Consider the following 20366-nt stretch of genomic DNA (forward strand, 5'->3'; position numbering starts at 1 on the left):
CATGCCGTACATACCGAGAAGAGGTCGCCCCGGACTGCTGGGCCTCGCCGCACGCACCGCGGTTGTGACCGGTACCGCGACCGCCGTCAGCGACGGTATGGCCACCCGCCGGCAAAGGAGAGCCCAAGCCGAATACGAGCAGGCGCAGTACGAATTTGCCCAGCAGCAGGCCGTACTTCCGATGCCCACACCCGCACCCGCCTCCCCGGTCGATCTCGTCACCGAGTTGCAGAAACTCGGCGACCTCAAATCACAAGGTCTACTGAGCGAGGCCGAGTTTCAAGCCGCGAAAGCTCGACTGCTCGGCTGATTCACCCCGACGGGCGAGGGATTCCCGCTCTCGCTTCCATACCCGACACCGAATGGAACCCGCTATGTCCGCGACCTCAGTCAACGTCCTGAACTTCAATCGGGCAGAATCCGATCTCATGTTCGCTCGCCTGGCCGCGGGCGTCGGCCTGGGCACGTGGAACCACACTCGTGATCTCGGGTCGCTCGACGACCAGCCGATCATCCGCCAGAACCGCGACACCCTGTACAGCAGCGCGATCGTCGATGTGCGCGAAGACGTCACGATCACGGTGCCCGATACCGGCAAGCGCTACATCTCCGTGTGGGTGGTCAGTCAAGATCATTACGGTCCTGTCATCCTGCGCGATCCGGGAGAGCACCTGCTCACGCGCGAATTGGTCGGAACCGATTACGCCGCACTGATCGTCCGTATCCTCGTCGATCCGAACAGCCCCGAAGACGTCACCGAGGTGAACCGGTTGCAGGACGCCCTCACCATCGACGGCGGCGGAACAGGCAAGTTCCCGTTGCGCGACTACGACGAGCAGTCGCAGACCGAGACCCGCGACGCGCTCCTCGCCCTCGCTCGTGGCATCACCACATACGACCATTCATTCGGCACCGCGGCGGAAGTCGACCCCATCAGGCACCTGCTCGGTACCGCCTCCGGCTGGGGCGGCCTCCCCGAGTACGAGGCCACCTACGTCAACTTCGACGAACGTCTCCCCGTCGGGGAATACCGCCTGCGCCTGAACGACGTTCCCGTGGATGCGTTCTGGTCGGTCTCGCTGTACAACGCGGCGGGGTACTTCGAAGAAAACGCTTTGGGCGTCAACAGCATCAACAGCCTCACAGCCACCCCCGACTCCGACGGCAGCACCACCATCCGCTTCGGTGTCCATCTCAACGGCGTCGCGAACGCACTGCCCATCATGCCCGGCTGGAACTACGTGCTGCGCCTGTACCGCCCCCAGCCCACCGTGCTCGACGGCACCTGGACGGCGCCACGTCCCGAAGCGCTCTAGAGAAGCGTCTATCTCCCACGCACACCCAACTCTCGGGTGACTCGACCTGATCACGGAGGTACAAGCCATGCGCCTGTTATTTCAGCTCATTTCGCAATGCGTACTCGGTGCGATCGCGCTGATCGTCGTACACTTTGCTCTTCCCGGGGTCAGCCTGAGCGTGAACGGCTTCTTGGCCGCTATCGGGGTATTCACCCTCGCACACATGATTCTCGGCCCATTCGTGCTCAGCGTGGCACTGCACTACGCGGCTCCGCTCGCGGGTGGTGTCGGCTTGGTCGCCACGCTGCTCGCGCTCTGGGTTGCCACCCTGGTCCCCGACGGCATTGAGATCAGCGGCGTCGGGTCCTGGATCCTCGCACCGATCATCGTGTGGGTGATCACCGCACTGGGAGGGTGGATCTTCATGGCTCTTGTCATCGACAAGTGGATCAAGAGACGCAATGCCGAAAAGCTCGTGCGCAGTGTGCAAAAGGCATGAATGATCAGTGAAACGGAACCCACAAGGAGTCAGCCATGCCAAGTCACCCGCTCGATCGTCGCGTTCTCCTCAAGACCGCCCCGAACTTCCGGGATCTCGGTGGCATTCCCGTTGCTGACGGCACCGTCCGCGCAGGCGCGCTCTACCGTTCGGCGACGCTCGCGAAACTCGACGGGGACGACGTTGCCGCGGTCGCCGACTTGGACGTCCGGACGGTCTACGACCTGAGGACCGCCGCCGAGCGCGACGGCGCACTCGACAATCTCCCCGACTCGACACGCACGGTCTGGCTCGACGTCCTCGCCGACAATGCCCAAAATGCAGCGGCCACCGGACTACTCATGACCGACCCGCTCGTGTACGCCGAGACCATCAGCGGCGGCCGTGGGATCGCGCAGATGGAGGAAGCGAACCGCAACTTCGTCAGCCTGCCGTCCGCTCTCGACGCCTATCGCACGTTCTACCTCGACCTCATTGACGAAAAACGCACCGGGGCAGCACTTTTCCACTGCACTACCGGCAAGGATCGAACCGGATGGGCCGCTACCTCCTTCCTGCTCCTCCTCGGCGCCGACGAAGCCGACGTACGCGCCGATTATCTGGAGACGAATACCGATCTGGCGCCCATGACGGAACCGATACTCGAGTTCGCCGCCAGCAAAGGCGTTGACGCAGAACTACTCCGGCCCCTCCTCGGAGTCCGTGACAGCTACTTCGACGCCGCTCTCGACGAAATGCGCACGCACTTCGGCACCGTCGAGGACTACGCAATCAACGGACTGAAGCTCACCGCAGAGCAACTCACCGCGCTCCGCGAGCGGTTCACATCCCGGTCGGGAGTCATCAGCGCGACGTGATCGGAGCCCTTACCGGACAGGCATTTTCGCCCTCGTCCCGCTTCTTCTGGCGATTGTCCACCCGGGTGACCACGACGACGGCGAGGATCCCCACTGCCAAGCCGAGCGCGGTGAAAGGAGTGAAGGATTCTCCGAACATCAACGCGCCCCAGACCGCGGTCACGGGGGCGATCAAGAACATCAAGGTGTTGACGGACGTGATGCCGATGCGACGGAGCAGTAACCAGTACAGCCCGTAACCACCGAAGGTGGACAGCACGACTAACCAGAGCAATGCGATCCAGAATGTGTTGACGCTTGGCGGTACGGCATTGCCGGAGGCGACCGCGAGAGACGTGAAAACTATTGCACTGGTCGAGCAGTGGATAGCCAGAGCCTGCAGAGGTGGCGTGGTCGTGAGAGCGCGTTGTTGGACGAAGGTGGATGCAACCAGGCTGAGCATCCCCAGGAACGGGATCGCGTACGCCCACCACGGAGCAGATGTACCGGCTCCTGCGTCGGCTGCCGTGACCAGTGCGACGCCGCCCAGTCCGATCGCCAATCCGACCCACTGCATCTGCGGGACTGCAACACCGAGGAGCGGACCGAGCAGAGCCGCCGCGACCAGCGGCTGAATACCGTCGATCAGTGCGGTGGTTCCGGTGTTCACACCGAGATCGACTGCCCAGTACACCGACAACAGGTAGCCGCTCTGGGAGAGCATCCCGATCACCACCTGCCTGCCGAGAGCCCGCGGTGTCGGCATCGTGTTCCGGCGCCGGGCGGAGAGCCAGACAATCGGGAGCAGTACCGCCGCAAGCGGGAGAAAACGCCACATCAGCAACGTGGGGATCTCGGCACTGCCGGCCCCGAGTTTGGCTCCGATGAAACCCGAGCTCCAGCACGCGACGAACAGGACCGACAAGGTAGCCGTCACGACAGATCTCGGGATCACGATCCGAGGTATACCGATCTGTTTACTCACACGTTCGACTATACAGATCGGTATACTTTTGTCCATGGCAGAGGAATCCGTACCCGAGTTGACTCCGAAAGCGCGTCGCATCCTGGAGTCGGCGTCGAAGTTGTTCTACGAAAAGGGAATTCATGCCGTAGGCGTGGATACCGTCGCACTGGACGCCGGGGTCACGAAGAAAACTCTGTACGAGCGGTTCGGCTCGAAGGACGGTCTCGTCGTGGAGTACCTGAAGGACCGAGATCGGCGGTGGCGGGCCTTTCGGGACAAGAAGCTCGAATCCGCCGGCGAGAGCCGCGCCGAACAGTTGAGTGCGGTATTCGATGCTTCCGCCTCCTGGTCCGGGGCGAGCGGAGGCAAGGGGTGCAGCATGATCAACGCCCACGCCGAGTTCAGTGATCGCTCACATCAGGTGTTCGGTGTGGTCGCCGAACAGAAGCGGGAGATGTTGGACCTTTTTCGGCGCATTCTGGCGACGGACGGGCAAACCGACGAACGTCTCGTCGAGGCGATCATGCTGCTTCACGAAGGCGCCCTCGTCGCAGACGGGATCGGTATCGGCACCGACCCCTTCGGCGCCGGCCGGGACGCGGCGCTCGAATTGCTGAAGAACTCCGTGTGATCGCCCCTACGCCCCCACCATGCGCCTCGCTATCTCCAGATACCTCTCCACCAACTCGTCCGGGGACAATTCACCGTCCGGGCGGTACCAGACCGCCACGGCGACGCACATCGTGACGACGGCGCGGCTGGCGTCCTCGGGATGGTCGGCCTCGAACACTCCCGAAGCGACGCCGTCGAGGACGATCCGGTCCACCTGCTTCTGCTGTTCGTCGCGCTGAGCGATGTAACTCGCCCGGCTGTCGGGCTCCATGCTGCGAATCTCGGAGGAAGCGACGAACGACTGCTCGCGTCGAAACATGTGGAACCGCAACAGAGATTCGATCACCGCGTCGAAGCGGTCCGAGGGATCGTCCCCGGCATCGAGTTCGGCGGCTCGGCTTCGCTCCAACAACTCCGTCATCACGACCGTCGCCAAACCGATCAACAGAGCCTGCTTGGACGGGTAGTGGTGGTAGAGCCCCGGCACCGACAAGCCGGACCGCGACGCGACGTCGCGGATCGAAGTCCCGTGATAGCCCTGCTCGACGAACGCCTCCAACGCCGCAGCGAGCGGTTTCGGCAGTCCCAGGTCTTCGTAATCGCGCCAGGAACCGCGTACCGGAAGCTCGTTCGTCATACCGATACCGTAGATCGCTCTTGCGCCGCCGCCGAACACGTCGGTGCCATTGGTTACAGTCGATGTTCACCGAAAGACAGGGACCAGTCATGATCCATGTTCGCCACACCGCGGTTGCTGCCGTGCCGGTTGATGTCGCCTTCGACTACATCGACAACTACCGCAACGTCCCGACGTGGATGTTCGGTGTTTCCGAGTTCACCCCGTTCGGAGAGTTCGATCAAGGGCTCGGCGCCACGTTCGACGCTGCCATGCAGATCGGGCCAAGCACGTTGCGTTCCAAGCTCGAGGTCACCGAGTGGGAGAAAAATCGCATCATCAAGCTGTCTTCGCTCGGCGGTGTATCCAACTCGTCCATGTGGGAGTTCGCCGCGATCGACGATTCCAAGACCCAACTCTCCGTCGACTTCGCCTACAAACTCCCCGGCGGCATTGCCGGCAAAGCACTCGGCCGCTTGATCGGGCCGTTCGTCGAAAACGCTGTCAAGAACAGCGAGGAAACACTGCGCCACAGCCTCGAGGAGCAGTTCGCGGCCCGCGGCGAAGGCTGAAACTACCCGCGGTCGCCTTCGAGGCCCAGGGCGTTGGCCCACACCTGAGTAGCCGTCTTGACGACGTCCTCGAACGGGACAGGGTTGCCGTCGGCGCCAGGTTCCTCCGAGACGAACGAACTGTAGGCAAGACGGCTCACCATCGCCGACAACGCTCGCGATGCCAGCAGCGGATCCAGTGAACGGTCTGCCTTGCCTGCAGCCTGCAAGCGTTCGATGGCGCGCGCATTACGCGAAATGAAGGTCTCGGCCCGATCTTGACGCAATTTCGCGAAGGCCGGATCGATGTGCGATACCTGCTCGAGCAGACCCATGAGTTTGGCGTTGCGGCGAAACGCTGTCAGATACGCACGGTTACTCGATTCGAGGACCGCATACGGATTGTCGACGTCACGAACCCGTCCCATGCCGGGGTGCAGCATGTCTTCCTGCGCAACTTCGAGAACTGCGGCGAAAATCTGCTCTTTGTTGTCGAAGTAGGTGTAGAACGTGCCGGTGGAGCAGTTCGCTTCCTTGGTGATGTCCGTCAGCCGGGCGTCGAGATACCCCGCGCGTTCGAACACAGTCCGAGCCGCGGCAACAAGAGAAGCCCTGGTACGGACGCCGCGAGCGGTCACCGGCAGGTCACGCAGAAGCTCCGTCGCAGCCATCGATGGTGGCGGACGGTCTTCCCAGTTCTCCTGAGGTTCGGCGCGAGAGGTCACCAGCTACTTATACGGCAAAGCGGGCGACATCTCGGCATCGGCGTCAGGTGATGGTGATTCCTCCGTCGACGGCGATGGTCTGGCCTGTGACGTATCCGCCTGCCTCGGATGCGAGCCACACCATCGTGGCTGCGAGCTCTTCCGGATCGCCCATCCGGCCGAGGATCAGGCGCGGAGCCATCGCGTCCAAGTAGCCGTCGTTGTATTGGTCGGTCATTTCCGACTTGAAGAAGCCGGGCGCGATCGCGTTGACACGAATGCCCTTGCGCGTTCCCCACTGCTGTGCGAGGTCGCGGGTCAATCCGACGACGCCCGCCTTGCTCGCCGCGTAGGCAGCCTGCGGCAGTCCGGCCGTCGTCAGTCCGAGAATGCTCGAGATGTTGACGATGGAGCTGCCCGGAAGCATGACGCGGCCGCACGCCTGCGCTGCCCAGTACGACCCGTTGAGGTTGATGTCGATGACGGCGCGGAACTGATCCGGGGTCTCGCGGGTCGCTGGAACGGCAGTTCCGACGCCGGCATTGTTGACCAGCACGTCCACGCGGCCGAACTTCTCCATCGCGGCGTCGACCATGTTCTGAGCCTGAGCCGGATCGACGATGTCGGTGGCCACGCACAATGCTTCGCGGCCTGCGTCACGCACGAGCTTGGCCGTGTCTTCGAGCTTGTCGACGCGGCGAGCAGCGAGGACGACGTCCGCGCCGGCCTCTGCTGCGGCTTTCGCAAACGCCACCCCGAGGCCCGACGACGCACCGGTCACGATGACCACTCGATCGGTCAGAGAGAACTTGTCGAGAACAGACATGCGCGGTGATGCTCCTGTGTCGTCGGGTTCGGGAAGTGGCGGTTGCAGTGACGTATCGACTGCAGTTGCGAAATTACAGGCCGAGATCGCGGCCGATGAGTTCCTTCATGATCTCGTTCGATCCGGCCCAGATCTTGGTGACGCGAGCATCCATCCACGCGCGAGCGGCGCGGTACTCGGTCATGAAGCCGTAGCCACCGTGCAACTGAACGCAGTGATCGAGGACCTCGTTCTGCACCTGCGCGGTCCACCACTTCGCCTTGGCGGCGTCGATGGCGGTCAGCTCTCCGGCGGCGTGTGCCGCGACGCAGTTGTCGACGTAGGCCTGCGTGACCTCGATGCGGGTGACGAGATCCGCGAGAAGGAATTTGTTCCACTGCAGCGAGCCGATCGGCTGACCGAAAGCCTTGCGGTCCTTGGCATATTGCAGCGTCTCTTCGAGGATCGGAGCGGCGTGCGCGATGTTGGACACCGCAGCGCCGACGCGCTCCTGCGGCAGCATTTCCATCATGTGGATGAAGCCGCGGTCGATCTCACCGATGATGTTGGTGGACGGCACGCGAACGTTCTCGAAGAACAGTTCGGCGGTATCGGACTCGTGCTGGCCGACCTTGTCGAGCTTGCGTCCGCGCTCGAAGCCTTCCATGCCGGTTTCGACGGCAAAGAGGGTGATGCCCTTGGACTTCTTCTCGGGACTGGTCCGCGCCGCCACGATCACAAGGTCGGCGTTGTAGCCGTTGGTGATGAAGGTCTTGGAGCCGTTGATGATCCAGTCGTCGCCGTCCTTGACCGCAGTGGTCTTGAGCGAGGCGAGGTCGGATCCACCGGAAGGCTCGGTCATGCCGATGGCCGTCAGCATCTCACCGGTGCAGAACTTGGGCAGCCAACGCTGCTTCTGCTCTTCGGTGGTGAGCTGAACGAGGTAGGGAGCAACGACGTCGGCGTGGATGCCGAAGCTCGAGGCAACAGCTGCGCTGGCGCGCGAGAGCTCTTCGGCCAGAACCGCGTTGAAGCGGTAGTCGCCGGCTTCGCTTCCGCCGTACGCCTCCGGAACCTCGAGCCCGAGGAAGCCGTTGCGTCCCGCTTCGAGCCAGATTTCACGATCGATGAAGCGCTGGTCGATCAGCTTCTCTGCGACCGGAAGGATGTTCCGGTTGACGAATTCGCGGGCAGATTCGCGAAATGCCTCGTGATCGGGTCCGTACAGAGTGCGACGCATGACGAGTTGCTTCCTTTCGGCGTGGCAAAGCCACACGTAACGATGTTCCTAAGCATTCGCTTAGAATCTAAGCACCTGCTTATAGTGAATCGAGAGCGGGATATTGTCAACATCGAAATCCGTCACATCTGGAGGAAACCGTGAGCGATTCACCTGAAGTGGTGATCAGCCCCTCCAAAGCTGCGGCCCGTATCCGCGCGGCAGCCGTGGACGCTTTTGCCTCCGCCGGCTACGGCGGCACCACCACCCGTGACATCGCCGCACGACTCGACATGAGCCCCGCCGCCATGTACCCGCACTACCGCTCGAAAGAAGAACTGCTTTTCGCGATCAGCTTCGAAGGCCACACCGAAGCGTTGAAAGTGGTCGAGGGCGCCGACCGCCCGGGCGAAGAACCGTCCGTTCGCCTGCGGGAATTGATCAGCACGTTCGCCAGTTGGCAGGCCGGGCACCACTCACTCGCTCGCGTCGTCCAGTACGAACTCACGGCACTCACACCAGAGCACTATCGAACCGTCGTCGCGCTTCGTCGCAGCACGACGCGGGTGGTCCGGGAGGTTGTCGATGCCGGCGTCCAGTCGGGTGATTTCACTATCCCCGACGCCGAAGGCGTCACCCTCGCCTTGATGTCCCTGTGCGTCGACGTGTGCCGCTGGTTCCCGGCCGGCAACTACACGGATCCGGAAGACATCGGAAAACTGTACGGAGACCTGGCATTGAGGATGGTGGGCGCCGCCTGATTCAGGTGACGCCGACCGCAGAAAGGAATCAGCCAGTGGCCAACCGCACCTATCTCTACACGACCCCTGTTGCCCCGCAAGAGAATCCGGCTGCCGCTCGCGCCCGGCGCCTCCAGGGAATCTCGGAGTGGTCGTACGCGATACCGCTGGTCCCCAGGATCCTTGTGTCCGTGAATCCCTTCGCTCGCCAGTCGATCATCTGGGACGACGTTCCCGACCTGATCGCGGTCACCGCGCCCTGTGGCCCCGGCATCGCCCGGCTCGAAGACTTCCTCGGCCGCATCGACCACCCCGAACTCGGCACGATGGCCGGGGAAGCGCTGAGCTTCCTGCGCAGCCACACCGAGCCCGACCACTACTTCGTCCTCGAATGCGGCGAGATCTTCGACATGGACGACGAACCGTTCGCAGAACAAGGCCAGGCACTGATGGCCGGTCTGGCGACCATCGACACCGAGATGGAGGCGGCTTTGACCACGTTCGCACCCACCAAGCCAAAGTTCTGGGAGAGGCTGTTCACGCCGACTCAGGAGAGCGTCGAGGAACCGCTCCGCGAGCTCGGTCTCGGTTACTGGTCCGAGACCCTGTACTTCGATCTCGACGTCCCTCGATAAGAGCACCGTCGCAGCCAACGGTTTCAGACCGGGTGGTCCGCAAACAGGTACCCTCGGATTTCGTGTCCGACAACGCCACCGATCTGCCAATCACTGCGCCCACCGTCCTCGGCGGTTGGGGTCGCACAGCCCGAACGACCTCGCACGTCGTTTCGACTCCTGATGTGGAGGCGATCGCGAAGGCCGTCGCCCGCGTCGCAGACGACAATGCAGACAAGCCGTTGCACCTCCGACGCGGAATCATCGCACGTGGTCTGGGTCGGTCTTACGGAGACAATGCGCAGAACACCGGCGGCTTGGTAGTCGACATGACTGCCTTCCGTCGAATTCACAAGATCGATGCCGAGACCCGACTGGTGGAGATGGACGCCGGAGTTTCCCTCGATCAGCTGATGCGAGCGGCACTACCGTTCGGCCTCTGGGTCCCGGTGCTCCCCGGAACACGCCAGGTAACCATCGGCGGAGCGATCGCCTGCGATATCCACGGCAAGAACCACCACACCGAGGGCAGCTTCGGAAATCATGTCCGCTCGATGGATCTGCTCACTGCCGACGGCAGTATCCGAACCTTGGAGCCGCAAGGCCCGACATCCGAGCTCTTCTGGGCTACCGTCGGCGGAATCGGACTGACCGGGATCATCCTGCGCGTCACCCTCGAGATGACGCCGACCGAAACGGCGTATTTCGTCAACGACGGCGCTCTGACCGCGAGTCTGGATGAAACCGTCGCTTTCCACAGCGACGGCAGCGAAGCCGACTACACATATTCGAGCGCCTGGTTCGACGCGGTCAGTGCGCCTCCGAAGCTCGGCCGGGCCTCGATCACGCGTGGTTCATTGGCAACCGTCGACCAGCTTCCGCTGAAGTTGCAGAAGAATCCGTTGAAGTTCGATGCGCCACAACTGTTCACGACGCCGGACATGTTCCCCAACGGCTTGATGAACAAGCTTTCTGCCTCTGCGATCGGCGAGTTCTACTACCGCACCGGCGGCAACTACGTCGGGAAGGTCCAAAATCTGACGCAGTTCTACCATCCGCTCGACCTCATCGGTGAGTGGAACCGTGCCTACGGGTCCAAGGGATTCCTGCAATACCAGTTCGTGGTGCCCGTCGACGCGGTCGACGAATTCAAGAGCATCATCCGCGATATCCAGCGTTCGGGACACTACTCAGCGCTCAACGTCTTCAAACTTTTCGGCGAGGGAAACGCAGCGCCACTGAGCTTTCCGATGTCCGGATGGAACGTTGCCTTCGATTTCCCCATCAAACCCGGGCTGGGTGAGTTCGTCGCTTCCCTCGACAAACGGGTACTCGAATTCGGCGGTCGCCTCTATACCGCGAAGGACTCTCGGACTACCGCAGCAAGCTTCCACTCGATGTATCCGCGAATCGCCGAGTGGATCCAGATACGCAGAAACATCGATCCCACAGGTGTTTTCGTGTCAGACATGGCGCGAAGGCTCGAATTGGTCTGAGACGGCGCTCAGTCCGAGATCTCACCCAACCGACGCTCCAGGTAGGCCCGCTCCGGTTCCGTACCAACGAGTTTCAGAGCTTGTCGGTACGCGGATGCCGCTGCGTCGGTGCGCCCCAACCGAGCGAGCAGTTCGGCGCGCGCGAGGTAATACGGATGGTAGTCGGCAAGTTTGGGCTCGGCTGCCAGTTCCTCCAACGCTGCCAGCCCGACCTCCTCGCCGTCGCGCATCGCAAGCGCAACTGCCCGATTGAGGGCAACGACCGGCGACGGAGTCAGTGTGAGCAGCACTCCGTAGAGCGCGCAGATCTGTGGCCAGTCGGTGCTCTCCACATCAGTGGCCTCGTCGTGCAGTGCGGCGATAGCGGCCTGCACCCCGTAGGGCCCCGGCGCTCCCCCCGTCAACGCGACGACGACGAGATCGCTGCCTTCCTCGATCATCGGCTGGTCCCAGCACCCGCGATCCTGGTCTTCGAGGAGCACGATCTCGCCACCGGCGTCGGTACGGGCATCCCGACGCGCGTGGACGAGAAGCATCAATGCGAGCAACCCGGCAATCTCGCGCTCATCGGGAAGCAACGCACGCAAGATCCTCGCCAGCCTGATCGCCTCTACCGCCAGGTCGACGCGTTGCAGAATCGGACCCGAACTCGCTGCATACCCCTCGGTGAACACCGAATAGATCACCTGCAGAACACCGGGCAAGCGCTCCGGGAGTTCTTCGGCGCTGGGAGTCCGGAAAGGAATCCGAGCCTGACGGATTTTCTTCTTCGCGCGCACGATCCGCTGCGCCATCGTCGCCGAAGGAACGAGGAAGGCCCGAGCAACCTCGGGCGTCGTCAACCCGCCGAGGCAACGCAAGGTGAGCGCAATTCGGTCGTCCTCGGCAAGCGCTGGGTGCGAGCAGGTGAAGAACAGCTGCAACCGCTCGTCGGGAAGTTCCCCGTCGACCGTGGGCGGCGCAGGGTCGGCACGATCGGCGTCCACCTGCATCACCGCCAGGCGCGCCGCATAGGCCTGATCACGACGAAGCCTGTCGACGGCTTTGCGGCGCGCCGTGGTCAGCAGCCAGGCGCCGGGTTTGGCCGGCACACCGTCCACGGGCCAGTGCACCAACGCAGACTCGACGGCTTCGGAGGTGACTTCTTCTGCCAGATCCAGATCACCGAAACGGCGGACAAGCGAGGCCAAGAGCCGTCCACGTTCCTCCCGGAACACTGACTCGATGGAGTTCTCGGCCTGCTCGTCCACGGCGAATCAGTCCCCGAACCCGGCCAGCGGACGCACCTCGACGCTGCCGCCGTCGCGCGCGCCGGGGCACCGCGCGGCCCAGGAAAGCGCCACATCCAGATCAGGAACGTCGATGACGTCGTAGCCGCCGAGGATCTCGCGGGTTTCTGCGAAGGGCCCGTCGGTGACGGACTTTTCCCCGGACTGCGAGACTCGAACCGTCGTCGTGGTGGTCAGGTCGGCGAGGGCATCGCCGGACACCCAGATGCCGGCGTCCTTCATTTCCTTGTCGTATTGCTGCCAGTCCTCGAACGTGCACTGGGGTTCGGTGTCTCCGCCGGGTGCGGTGTAGATGAGCAACATGTACTTCATGGCTGACTCCTCATTCTGTTGTTTTTCTTCCGGCTTTCTTGCCTTACAACATGACGACGAACGGTTCTCCCCGGAATCGACAGGCGACTCGAAAAAACTTTCGGCGGGTTCGTCGGAGGCGCTGCCGTTAGGCTGAGTGTATGACCGAACGCGACCGGGACGACGCTGGGAAGCCCCTCAATTCGCGGCCCCGCGACGGGCTCGGCCGTCCACTGCCACGCGACGCAGCGGGCGGTGTCCCGCGCATTCCGGACGATGTGCGCCTGCCGCCGGACGAGTCGATCACCGAGGCTCAGCGCCTCCTCGACCACGGCATGCCCTTTCATGCACACGAAATTCTCGAAGGAACGTGGAAGAACGCGCCGCCCGAGGAGCGCGACCTGTGGCAGGGGCTGGCACAACTGGCCGTCGGGCTCACACATCTACTTCGGGGCAACACCACCGGCGCCGTCTCGCTCCTCGGTCAGGGTCACGATCGCATCAGGCACTACGAGGTCGAGAGTCCACACGGACTCGACATCCCCGGTCTGCTGACGTGGTCCGAACACCTGCTCGCCGAAATCGATCGCCCCGGCGATTTCCCCGCCCCTCCGATTCCGAGGTTGAGAATCCCCTGATGCCCATCTTCCCCATGTTTCCGCTCGGCTCCGCTTTGCTACCGGGTGAGGTGTTGCCGCTGAACATCTTCGAACCTCGGTACCGCGCACTGGTCGAGAATGTTCTCGAAGCTGCCGACGGCCCACTGTTCGGAGTAGTGCTCATCGCCCGTGGCCACGAGGTCGGTGGCGGCGAATCACGCCACGACGTCGGCACTCTGGCTCGGATCGAGTCTCATGTCGCAATGGGTGCCGGACGGTATCAGCTGTATTGCCGGACCGAAGGCCGCATCCGGGTCAATCGCTGGCTGCCGGACGATCCCTTCCCGCGTGCCGAGGTCGAACTGTGGCCGGACGAGAACAACGGAACACCCGTCACCGCCTACGAATACGACTCACTCCTCGAGCGCATCGAGTTCATGTACGGAATGTTGGGAAAGCTCGCACTTCGGGCCGGCGAACAGACTCCGCGAATGCCCGTCCCACCGGATCCCTTGGATCCGCTGGGTTCTCGGCTGTATGCCCTCGCCAGGAGCATTCCGATGGGTGACGCCGATCGCCTGGCGATTTTGACCGCGCCAGGCGCCGACGAACGTATACGCACACTCTCGGAGGCAGTCGAGAACACCATCGAGGTCGCGCAGTTCAAACTCCTCTGAGCGCAACTACGCCATCGTCTGACCCATGTCGATGACGATCTTCGTCCCGGTGACCGCGCGGGAGAGGTCCGTCGCGAGGTAGACCACGGCATTGGAGACGTCCTCGACGGTGGTGCGCGGGACGGACGTGAGCGGCCACTTGTACGAGTTCATGTACTCCGGGTGCGCCGTGAGTATCTTGCCGACATTGGGATCGTTGCCCATCTCGGTCTCCACTGCCCCCGGATGAATGCTGTTGACTCGAATATCGAAGCCGCCCAATTCCGTTGCCGCAGTGCGTGCCAAACCGACGAGCCCGTGCTTGGCAGCCGAGTAGTGCGCGCAACCGGGCGCTTCGGCGACGCCGGCAGCACTACTGACGAGCACGATGGAACCACCGTTGCCGGCTTCGATCATTGCAGGAACCGCAGCTGTCATCGTGCGCCACACACCATTGAGATTGATGTCCACCAGCGTCGACCACTGCTCTTCCGGCATCTCCCAGAAACGATTCCACGTTGCGATGCCCGCGTTGGCGATCACGACGTCGAGGCGACCGAACTTTTCGACGCCCGACGCAACTGCCGCACGCAGTGCCTCGAGGTCACGGACGTCCGCTACAGCAGTGACGATCTCGCGTCCCTCGGCTCGAACCAGGCGCGCCGTTTCTTCGAGGTCAGCTTCAGTTGCGGCCGCGTAGCCCACGTTTTCGGACACCGACGCGCATACGTCGACAGCAATGACGTCTGCACCTTCCTGCGCGAGTCGAATCGCGTGATTGCGTCCCTGACCCCGCGCCGCACCGGTGATGAAAACGACCTTGCCTGCCAACAGTTGTGTCATGGCCGGGACCTTAGACGCTGATGTGGCCCGCTGCCTCCGAGTTCCCGCTCGACGGGAATCAACCGTCGACGATGACGACGTGAAGATTCCTCGGACCATGGACACCTTCGACGCGCTCGAGTTCGATGTCGGAGGTCGCCGACGGGCCGCTGATCATGGTGGTGGGGTGCTCCGGTGTCAGCTTCGCAATCGCCTCCGGCACTCCCACTTCCACACTGCTGCGATACACGACGCAGATGTGTGTGTCCGGCACCAGTGTCAACGCACGACGCCCTTGCGATGGACCGGCGTCGAGGAAGATGGTGCCGGTTTCGGCGCAGGAGACCTTCGAGCCGGTGACAACGGCGTCGAGCTTCTCGAGTTCGGGAGCCGGCACGTCCGAGCTGTCCACCACCAGCGTTCCGTCGAACCCGGTTACCCATGATCGGTCGAGTCCTGTGGGGATGCCCAGCGTCCGCAGCTCGTGTGCGCTCAGTATTCCGCTGACGACCTCGGCGATTTCTGTTGCAGCACATCGGTAGACGTGAGCCTTGTAGTCCTCGAGTCGATCGACGAACAGTTCGATGCGCTTCTCGTCAGACATGGTTCTGCCAGTCCGGTAGTTACGCGGTATCTCGCTCTCACGGGCCGGCGCCAAGGTGATCGCATCACGAATGCGACCGAGTACCACCTCACGTGAATTCATCTGTCCGCCCTCCCGTCACGACGAGCCTCGTCCAATGCATCGCGTCCTTCGTCTGAGTCCCACCAGGATCGGAAGGTCTGCTTGGGTGGTGCGGGGATGTCTCTGGCGGCGGTCCAACCGTTCAATGGCGGTGGCAGCGTCGAGATCTTCCCCTTCTTGCCTGCCACGACGCGTCCGAGCCCGGCAGCTTTCTGAGCGAGCGTCCACCGGCCCTCAGTCGACATCGCAACAGACGCGGCTTTCATCGCCAAAGACTCTGCCGTGACACCGGATTGCTCGACCTTCTGGTGACGCAATTCGACCAGCAGCGAGGGTATGTCGATCTTGACCGGGCAGGCGTCGAAGCACGCACCGCACAGACTCGAGGCAAAAGGAAGGGTCGAATTCGGATCGTCTTTGCCATGCATGCCCGCGAGCTGCGGAGTCAGTACCGCGCCGATCGGTCCCGGATAGGTGGATCCGTAGGCGTGGCCACCGGTGCGCTCGTAGACCGGGCACACGTTCAGGCACGCCGAGCACCGTATGCAGCTCAGGGCTTCCCGCCCGATCTTGTCGGCAAGCGCGGCGGTCCGGCCGTTGTCGAGGAGGACCAGGTGAAATTGCTGTGGACCGTCGTCGGGCGTGACGCCGGTCCACAGGGATGTGTACGGGTTCATCCGCTCCCCCGTCGACGACCGCGGCAGCAGTTGAAGGAAGACCTCCAGATCCTGATACGTCGGCAGAATCTTCTCGATGCCCATGACGGTGATCAGTGTTTTCGGGAGCGTCAGGCACATTCGCCCGTTGCCCTCCGACTCCACGACGGTCAGTGTTCCCGTGTCCGCGATGCCGAAGTTGGCACCGGAGACGGCGACCGGCGTCGTCATGAACTTGTGGCGCAGAAACTTTCGTGCCGCGGCGGCAAGCTCGGTCGGGTTCTCCCCGAGGTTCGGATCGACATCTGGCATCTCACGAAGGAATATCTCTCGAATCTCGGACCTGTTGCGATGGATCGCGGGAACCAGGATGTGCGACGGTTTGTCGTGGCCGAGCTGGACGATCAATTCCGCGAGATCGGTCTCGTAGGCGGTGATTCCCTGGGTTTCGAGATGCTCGTTGAGACCGATCTCCTGCGTGGCCATCGACTTGACCTTGATGACCTCTTCGGAGCCGGTGGCTTTGACGAGTTCGGTCACAATGGCGTTGGCCTCGTTGGCATCCGCTGCCCAATGCACCTGCCCACCGCGTGCGATGACTGCAGCTTCGAACTGTTCGAGCAATTCCGGCAATCGGGCCATGACGTCGGCTTTGATCGCGGATCCGGCATCACGCAGTTCTTCCCAATCGGGAAGCTCTCCAGTCACGTTGATGCGCTTGGCACGAATGGTGTGTGTCGCCTTGCCGATATTGCGTCGCAGTTGCGCGTTGGCCAGTTCGTGATGCGCTGCGACGGGGAACTTTTCGGTTCCGCGCAGGAACCCTGCACCTTCGGGGGATCTAGGCGGGAAGCTGGGCAGACCCAGAGTCACGGCGCTCATACTGTCACCCGGCTTTCCACCGACGCCAGAATCTCGGCGAGATGAATGGTCTTGGCGCCCATCTGCAGTCGTGACATACCGCCGCCGATGTGCATGAGGCAGGACGAGTCTCCGGCGCTGCAGAATTCGGCGCCGGTGTCCGCAACGTGGCGAATCTTGTCCGCCAGCATGGCCGTCGAGGTCTCCGCATTCTTGATGGCGAATGTGCCGCCGAATCCACAGCAGGAATCTGCTTCGGGGAGTTCGACCAGATCGATGTCGCGGACGTTGCGCAGCAACTGAAGTGGCTTGTCCCCCACCCTCAACATGCGCAGTGAGTGACAGGTCGGGTGATAGGTGACTCGGTGCGGGAAGTACGCGCCCACATCGGTGACGTCGAGAACGTCGACGAGAAATTCGGATAATTCATACGTCTTGGCCTTCACCGTCTGCACCTGCCCACACAGTGATGCGGTGCCGTAGCGCTCGGCGACGATCTCGTGTTGATGACGGACCGAACCGACGCACGACCCCGATGGTGCGACAACCGCGTCGATCGACGCATCACCGAAGGTATCGGCGTAGTTCGCGACCAACGGGAGCGCTCCCGGCTGATAGCCGGTATTGACGTGCATCTGCCCGCAGCAGGTCTGCCCGGACGGAAACACGACGTCGTGCCCGAGACGGGTGAGCAGGAGGGCGGTGGCCTTGACGGCGTCGGGAAACATCGTGTCCCCGATACAGGTGGCGAACAGCGCTACTCGCATGTGGTTCCCCGCAATCTGTCGGTGTGGTCTGACCACAGTAAAGCACGGTCAGCGCCACCAAGAACTGAAATACCCGAAAAATGCCGAAATCGAATCAATGCTCGATTGTGACCGGGGTCATGGTGTACGTTCCTGTGGTCCGACCACACATCGTCATTCGACAGCCTGTCAGGAGATACCAGTGGCTACCGAGCTGCTTGCGGTGAGCTTCACACCGTCCACTACCGCGATCGGCGGGTCTTTGACCGCGTCGGCGCTCGTCGGGCTACTTCCCCTGGCGACGTTCTTCGTCCTGTTGACCGGCTTCAAACTCAAAGCGTGGTACTCGGGACTCGGCGCCTTGGCAGTCGCAGCGACGGTGGCGGTAATCGGATTCGACATGCCGGCTTCGCTGACAGCGCTCTCGGCGCTCCAAGGCATCACCTTTGGCCTCTTCCCGGTCATGTGGATCGTGGTCACGGCAATCTGGTTCTACGAATTGACCGTCGTGAGTGGACGTTTCGAAGATCTCCGACGTGTTTTCAACACAGTCGGGCGTGGCGACATGCGCGTACAGGCCATGCTCATCGCATTCTGCTTCGGCGGGATGCTCGAAGCACTCGCGGGCTTCGGCGCACCCGTCGCCATCACCGGCGCCATGCTCATCGCACTCGGCATGCCGCCCATCCGGGCAGCCGTCACCGTCCTGGTTGCCAACACGGCGCCAGTTGCCTTCGGCGCCATGGCTATTCCGATCACGACGGCGGGGAACCTGACTGGGATTCCCGCCACCGAAATCGCAGCCGTCGTCGGTCGGCAGACTCCGATCCTGGCACTGTTCGTGCCGCTTCTTCTCCTGTTCCTGGTCGATGGCAAACGAGGATTGAGGCAGGTCTGGCCCATCGCATTGGTCACCGGCGCCGTCTTCGCGCTCGCGCAGTTCTGGTGCTCGAGCCACTTCTCGTACGAACTGACGGACGTCGTCGCGTCTCTTGCCGGCCTCGCCGCTGCGGTTGCGATGCTGCGCTTCTGGCGTCCCACAACCCCGGACGATCAGCGTTCCAAGGTCGAACCCGAAAAGCTCAGTCCGTCACGAACTTTTCTAGCCCTCTTCCCTTACCTGCTCGTAGTTGTGGTCTTCGGTGTCGCCAAGCTGTGGACCGTCGGATTCGATCTTCCCGCTTGGCTGAGCAAAACCGATCGCAAGGTCGAATGGCCTGGTCTGTACGGAAATCTGCTGACCGACACGGGAACCCCCTCGTCGAGCGCGATCTACACGTTCTCCTGGCTGTCCAATCCCGGCACACTTCTCTTGATCTGCGGCATCATCGTCACAGCCGTCTACGGTTTCTGGACTCACGGAAAACGATTCCCCCTGAGCGCGCGGCAATCCATGACGACCTTCGGCACGACAGTGGTCAAGATGCGGCTGGCAATTGCAACTGTCGCCACGGTGCTCGGCTTGAGTTACGTCATGAACCAGTCAGGACAAACCGTGTCGATCGGCACCTGGCTGGCCGGCACCGGCGCTGCATTTGCCTTCTTCTCCCCCATGCTCGGCTGGCTCGGTACAGCCGTAACCGGTTCCGACACCTCCGCAAATGCACTGTTCGCCAAGTTGCAGCAGGTGGCGGGACAAACTGCGGGCATCGATCCGACCTTGTTGGTCGCGGCCAATACGTCCGGAGGAGTCGTAGGAAAGCTGGTCAGCCCTCAGAACCTCACAATTGCGGCAACTGCAGTCGGGCAGGTAGGTAGCGAGCCGATCCTGTTGCGCAAGGTCATCGGTTACAGCCTCGGCATGTTACTCATCCTGTGCACGCTCGTTTATCTGCAATCCACACCGGTCCTGTCGTGGATGCTCCCGTAGGAAGCACCTAGGCTCTTGGCTCATGCCCTCCGATTCGAGTCCACGCGCGTGGGAACAAGTACTGACACACCTGGAGAAGCGGCTGACATCGGGAGAAGTCGTCCCGGGTCAGCGGCTTCCTGGTGAGCGCATCCTGGCGGCCGAACTCGGCGTCGGTCGTTCGTCGGTTCGCGAAGCTCTGCGCGTCATGGAAGCACTCGGCCTACTGAAAGCGCAGACGGGATCCGGCCCCACTTCCGGCGCGATGATCGTCGCCCGTCCCACCGGCGGCATGACCATGCTGATGCGAATGCAGGTTGCCGCACAAGGTTTTCCGGTGACAGATGTAGTTAAAACGCGCCTCGTGCTCGAGGCCGAAGTAATGCAAGAGCTCGCACGAACGCAACCAACTCCCAACTTGGAAACGGCAGTCGAGTTACTCGACTCGATGGACAATCTCGAACTCAGCGCGCACGAGTTCCTGATCCTCGACGCCCAATTTCACGTTGCACTCGCGGACGCTGCCGGCAATCGGGTTGTCGCGGCGATGATGACGGGGCTACGCGAATCGATCGAGGCGTACGTCCTCTCGGGAGTGAATCTCGATTCCTGGCCGAGCACGTGCTGCCGACTCCGCGAGGAACATCGCGGAATCGTCCAAGCAGTGCAGGCGGGAGATCCCGAATCGGCGCGCGAACGCATCACCGGACATATTCGTGGCTATTACGCCGAAAGCACCCACTCCGCCCAGTGACAGGGGGGTGGTAATTGCGCCTCCAGAAGTCGTGTACTGTTGGTTTCACACCGACGCGGGGTGGAGCAGCTCGGTAGCTCGCTGGGCTCATAACCCAGAGGTCGCAGGTTCAAATCCTGTCCCCGCTACAAAGAAGAGGCCCGTAGGTTGCGAAAGCGACCTACGGGCCTTTTGCTGTGCGCCTTTATTAACCGCCGGGGG

General features: G+C 62.4%; 24 protein-coding genes and 1 tRNA gene. 14 read left to right on the forward strand and 11 right to left on the reverse strand.

Features of this window, described 5'->3' with window-relative positions; translation table 11 throughout:
* Position 1 precedes the first annotated feature (1 nt).
* From ACFQ6H_RS16510 to ACFQ6H_RS16525, 4 genes are all read left to right on the forward strand, one after another.
* Positions 2-310 (forward strand): SHOCT domain-containing protein, encoded by a 309-nt coding sequence (locus ACFQ6H_RS16510; RefSeq protein WP_378542359.1) that lies wholly within the window; start codon positions 2-4, stop codon positions 308-310.
* 64 nt (positions 311-374) lie between these two features.
* Entirely contained in the window at positions 375-1316 is a 942-nt protein-coding gene (locus ACFQ6H_RS16515; protein ID WP_378647289.1) for a DUF1214 domain-containing protein, read from the forward strand.
* Between the two features lie 67 nt (positions 1317-1383).
* Positions 1384-1797 (forward strand): phage holin family protein, encoded by a 414-nt coding sequence (locus ACFQ6H_RS16520; protein ID WP_020970904.1) that lies wholly within the window; start codon positions 1384-1386, stop codon positions 1795-1797.
* Positions 1798-1832: 35 nt separating this feature from the next.
* Positions 1833-2654 (forward strand): tyrosine-protein phosphatase, encoded by an 822-nt coding sequence (locus ACFQ6H_RS16525; RefSeq protein WP_378647291.1) that lies wholly within the window; start codon positions 1833-1835, stop codon positions 2652-2654.
* Here ACFQ6H_RS16525 and ACFQ6H_RS16530 read toward each other — a convergent pair.
* On the reverse strand, positions 2641-3618 hold the full coding sequence (locus ACFQ6H_RS16530; RefSeq protein ID WP_378647293.1) for a DMT family transporter: 978 nt from the start codon (positions 3616-3618) through the stop codon (positions 2641-2643). The two genes, ACFQ6H_RS16525 and ACFQ6H_RS16530, sit on opposite strands and share 14 nt — an antisense overlap.
* 34 nt (positions 3619-3652) lie before the next feature.
* Here ACFQ6H_RS16530 and ACFQ6H_RS16535 point away from each other — a divergent pair, with 34 nt between their 5' ends.
* Positions 3653-4231, forward strand: a complete 579-nt coding sequence (locus ACFQ6H_RS16535; RefSeq protein WP_378647295.1) for a TetR/AcrR family transcriptional regulator — start codon at positions 3653-3655, stop codon at positions 4229-4231.
* Between the two features lie 6 nt (positions 4232-4237).
* Here the strand turns inward: ACFQ6H_RS16535 and ACFQ6H_RS16540 are convergent, their stop codons facing one another.
* Positions 4238-4849, reverse strand: coding sequence for a TetR/AcrR family transcriptional regulator (locus ACFQ6H_RS16540; RefSeq protein ID WP_020909261.1), 612 nt, complete (start codon positions 4847-4849; stop codon positions 4238-4240).
* An 89-nt stretch (positions 4850-4938) separates the two neighbouring features.
* On the opposite strand from ACFQ6H_RS16540, the gene ACFQ6H_RS16545 reads away from it, so the two are divergent.
* Positions 4939-5400 carry an SRPBCC family protein gene (locus tag ACFQ6H_RS16545; RefSeq protein ID WP_378647297.1) on the forward strand — a complete coding sequence of 154 codons (462 nt, stop codon included), beginning with the start codon at positions 4939-4941 and terminating at the stop codon, positions 5398-5400.
* A 2-nt stretch (positions 5401-5402) separates the two neighbouring features.
* Here the strand turns inward: ACFQ6H_RS16545 and ACFQ6H_RS16550 are convergent, their stop codons facing one another.
* From ACFQ6H_RS16550 to ACFQ6H_RS16560, 3 genes are all read right to left on the reverse strand, one after another.
* Entirely contained in the window at positions 5403-6050 is a 648-nt protein-coding gene (locus ACFQ6H_RS16550) for a TetR/AcrR family transcriptional regulator (protein WP_378647322.1), read from the reverse strand.
* Between the two features lie 97 nt (positions 6051-6147).
* The gene (locus ACFQ6H_RS16555; RefSeq protein ID WP_003939707.1) at positions 6148-6909 is read right to left on the reverse strand and encodes an SDR family NAD(P)-dependent oxidoreductase; all 762 of its coding nucleotides are present in this window, start codon (positions 6907-6909) and stop codon (positions 6148-6150) included.
* 73 nt (positions 6910-6982) lie between these two features.
* Positions 6983-8128, reverse strand: coding sequence for an acyl-CoA dehydrogenase family protein (locus ACFQ6H_RS16560; RefSeq protein WP_007730036.1), 1146 nt, complete (start codon positions 8126-8128; stop codon positions 6983-6985).
* A gap of 140 nt (positions 8129-8268) precedes the next feature.
* Here ACFQ6H_RS16560 and ACFQ6H_RS16565 point away from each other — a divergent pair, with 140 nt between their 5' ends.
* The 3 genes from ACFQ6H_RS16565 to ACFQ6H_RS16575 all read left to right on the forward strand — a co-directional run bounded on the left by ACFQ6H_RS16565 (position 8269) and on the right by ACFQ6H_RS16575 (position 10957).
* A complete protein-coding gene (locus tag ACFQ6H_RS16565) occupies positions 8269-8868 on the forward strand; it encodes a TetR/AcrR family transcriptional regulator (protein ID WP_378628738.1) in 600 nt (199 codons plus the stop codon).
* A gap of 35 nt (positions 8869-8903) precedes the next feature.
* Positions 8904-9482 carry a hypothetical protein gene (locus ACFQ6H_RS16570; protein WP_378647299.1) on the forward strand — a complete coding sequence of 193 codons (579 nt, stop codon included), beginning with the start codon at positions 8904-8906 and terminating at the stop codon, positions 9480-9482.
* A 62-nt stretch (positions 9483-9544) separates the two neighbouring features.
* The gene (locus ACFQ6H_RS16575; RefSeq protein WP_378647301.1) at positions 9545-10957 is read left to right on the forward strand and encodes an FAD-binding protein; all 1413 of its coding nucleotides are present in this window, start codon (positions 9545-9547) and stop codon (positions 10955-10957) included.
* A gap of 8 nt (positions 10958-10965) precedes the next feature.
* On the opposite strand, the gene ACFQ6H_RS16580 is transcribed toward ACFQ6H_RS16575, so the two are convergent.
* Entirely contained in the window at positions 10966-12207 is a 1242-nt protein-coding gene (locus tag ACFQ6H_RS16580) for an RNA polymerase sigma factor (RefSeq protein ID WP_378647303.1), read from the reverse strand.
* A 6-nt stretch (positions 12208-12213) separates the two neighbouring features.
* Positions 12214-12558 (reverse strand): YciI family protein, encoded by a 345-nt coding sequence (locus ACFQ6H_RS16585; RefSeq protein ID WP_378647305.1) that lies wholly within the window; start codon positions 12556-12558, stop codon positions 12214-12216.
* A 140-nt stretch (positions 12559-12698) separates the two neighbouring features.
* On the opposite strand from ACFQ6H_RS16585, the gene ACFQ6H_RS16590 reads away from it, so the two are divergent.
* Together ACFQ6H_RS16590 and ACFQ6H_RS16595 are read left to right on the forward strand one after the other, a co-directional pair.
* Positions 12699-13175, forward strand: coding sequence for a DUF309 domain-containing protein (locus ACFQ6H_RS16590; protein ID WP_378647307.1), 477 nt, complete (start codon positions 12699-12701; stop codon positions 13173-13175).
* Positions 13175-13813: an LON peptidase substrate-binding domain-containing protein gene (locus ACFQ6H_RS16595; RefSeq protein ID WP_378647309.1), complete on the forward strand. Its 639-nt coding sequence runs from the start codon at positions 13175-13177 to the stop codon at positions 13811-13813. Before ACFQ6H_RS16590 ends, ACFQ6H_RS16595 begins: the two co-directional genes overlap by 1 nt.
* 6 nt (positions 13814-13819) lie before the next feature.
* Here ACFQ6H_RS16595 and ACFQ6H_RS16600 read toward each other — a convergent pair whose 3' ends face one another.
* From ACFQ6H_RS16600 to ACFQ6H_RS16615, 4 genes are read right to left on the reverse strand one after another with little or no spacing between them, the layout of a single operon-like run.
* On the reverse strand, positions 13820-14635 hold the full coding sequence (locus tag ACFQ6H_RS16600; RefSeq protein ID WP_378647310.1) for a mycofactocin-coupled SDR family oxidoreductase: 816 nt from the start codon (positions 14633-14635) through the stop codon (positions 13820-13822).
* A 58-nt stretch (positions 14636-14693) separates the two neighbouring features.
* Complete coding sequence (locus ACFQ6H_RS16605) at positions 14694-15320, reverse strand: lactate utilization protein C (protein ID WP_378647312.1); 627 nt, start codon at positions 15318-15320, stop codon at positions 14694-14696.
* On the reverse strand, positions 15317-16837 hold the full coding sequence (locus ACFQ6H_RS16610) for a LutB/LldF family L-lactate oxidation iron-sulfur protein (protein ID WP_378647314.1): 1521 nt from the start codon (positions 16835-16837) through the stop codon (positions 15317-15319). Before ACFQ6H_RS16610 ends, ACFQ6H_RS16605 begins: the two co-directional genes overlap by 4 nt.
* Entirely contained in the window at positions 16834-17583 is a 750-nt protein-coding gene (locus ACFQ6H_RS16615; RefSeq protein ID WP_378647316.1) for a (Fe-S)-binding protein, read from the reverse strand. The genes ACFQ6H_RS16610 and ACFQ6H_RS16615 overlap by 4 nt, the downstream gene beginning before the upstream one ends.
* Positions 17584-17764: 181 nt before the next feature.
* Here ACFQ6H_RS16615 and ACFQ6H_RS16620 point away from each other — a divergent pair, with 181 nt between their 5' ends.
* The 3 genes from ACFQ6H_RS16620 (at position 17765) to ACFQ6H_RS16630 (ending at position 20293) form a co-directional block, all read left to right on the forward strand.
* Positions 17765-19432 carry an L-lactate permease gene (locus ACFQ6H_RS16620; protein WP_378647318.1) on the forward strand — a complete coding sequence of 556 codons (1668 nt, stop codon included), beginning with the start codon at positions 17765-17767 and terminating at the stop codon, positions 19430-19432.
* Between the two features lie 22 nt (positions 19433-19454).
* A complete protein-coding gene (locus ACFQ6H_RS16625; protein ID WP_378647319.1) occupies positions 19455-20165 on the forward strand; it encodes a FadR/GntR family transcriptional regulator in 711 nt (236 codons plus the stop codon).
* A gap of 54 nt (positions 20166-20219) precedes the next feature.
* A tRNA-Met gene (locus ACFQ6H_RS16630) sits at positions 20220-20293 on the forward strand.
* Positions 20294-20366: the final 73 nt, after the last annotated feature.

The sequence above is a fragment of the Rhodococcus sp. NPDC056506 genome (assembly GCF_042794945.1).
Taxonomy (GTDB): Bacteria; Actinomycetota; Actinomycetes; order Mycobacteriales; family Mycobacteriaceae; genus Rhodococcus_F.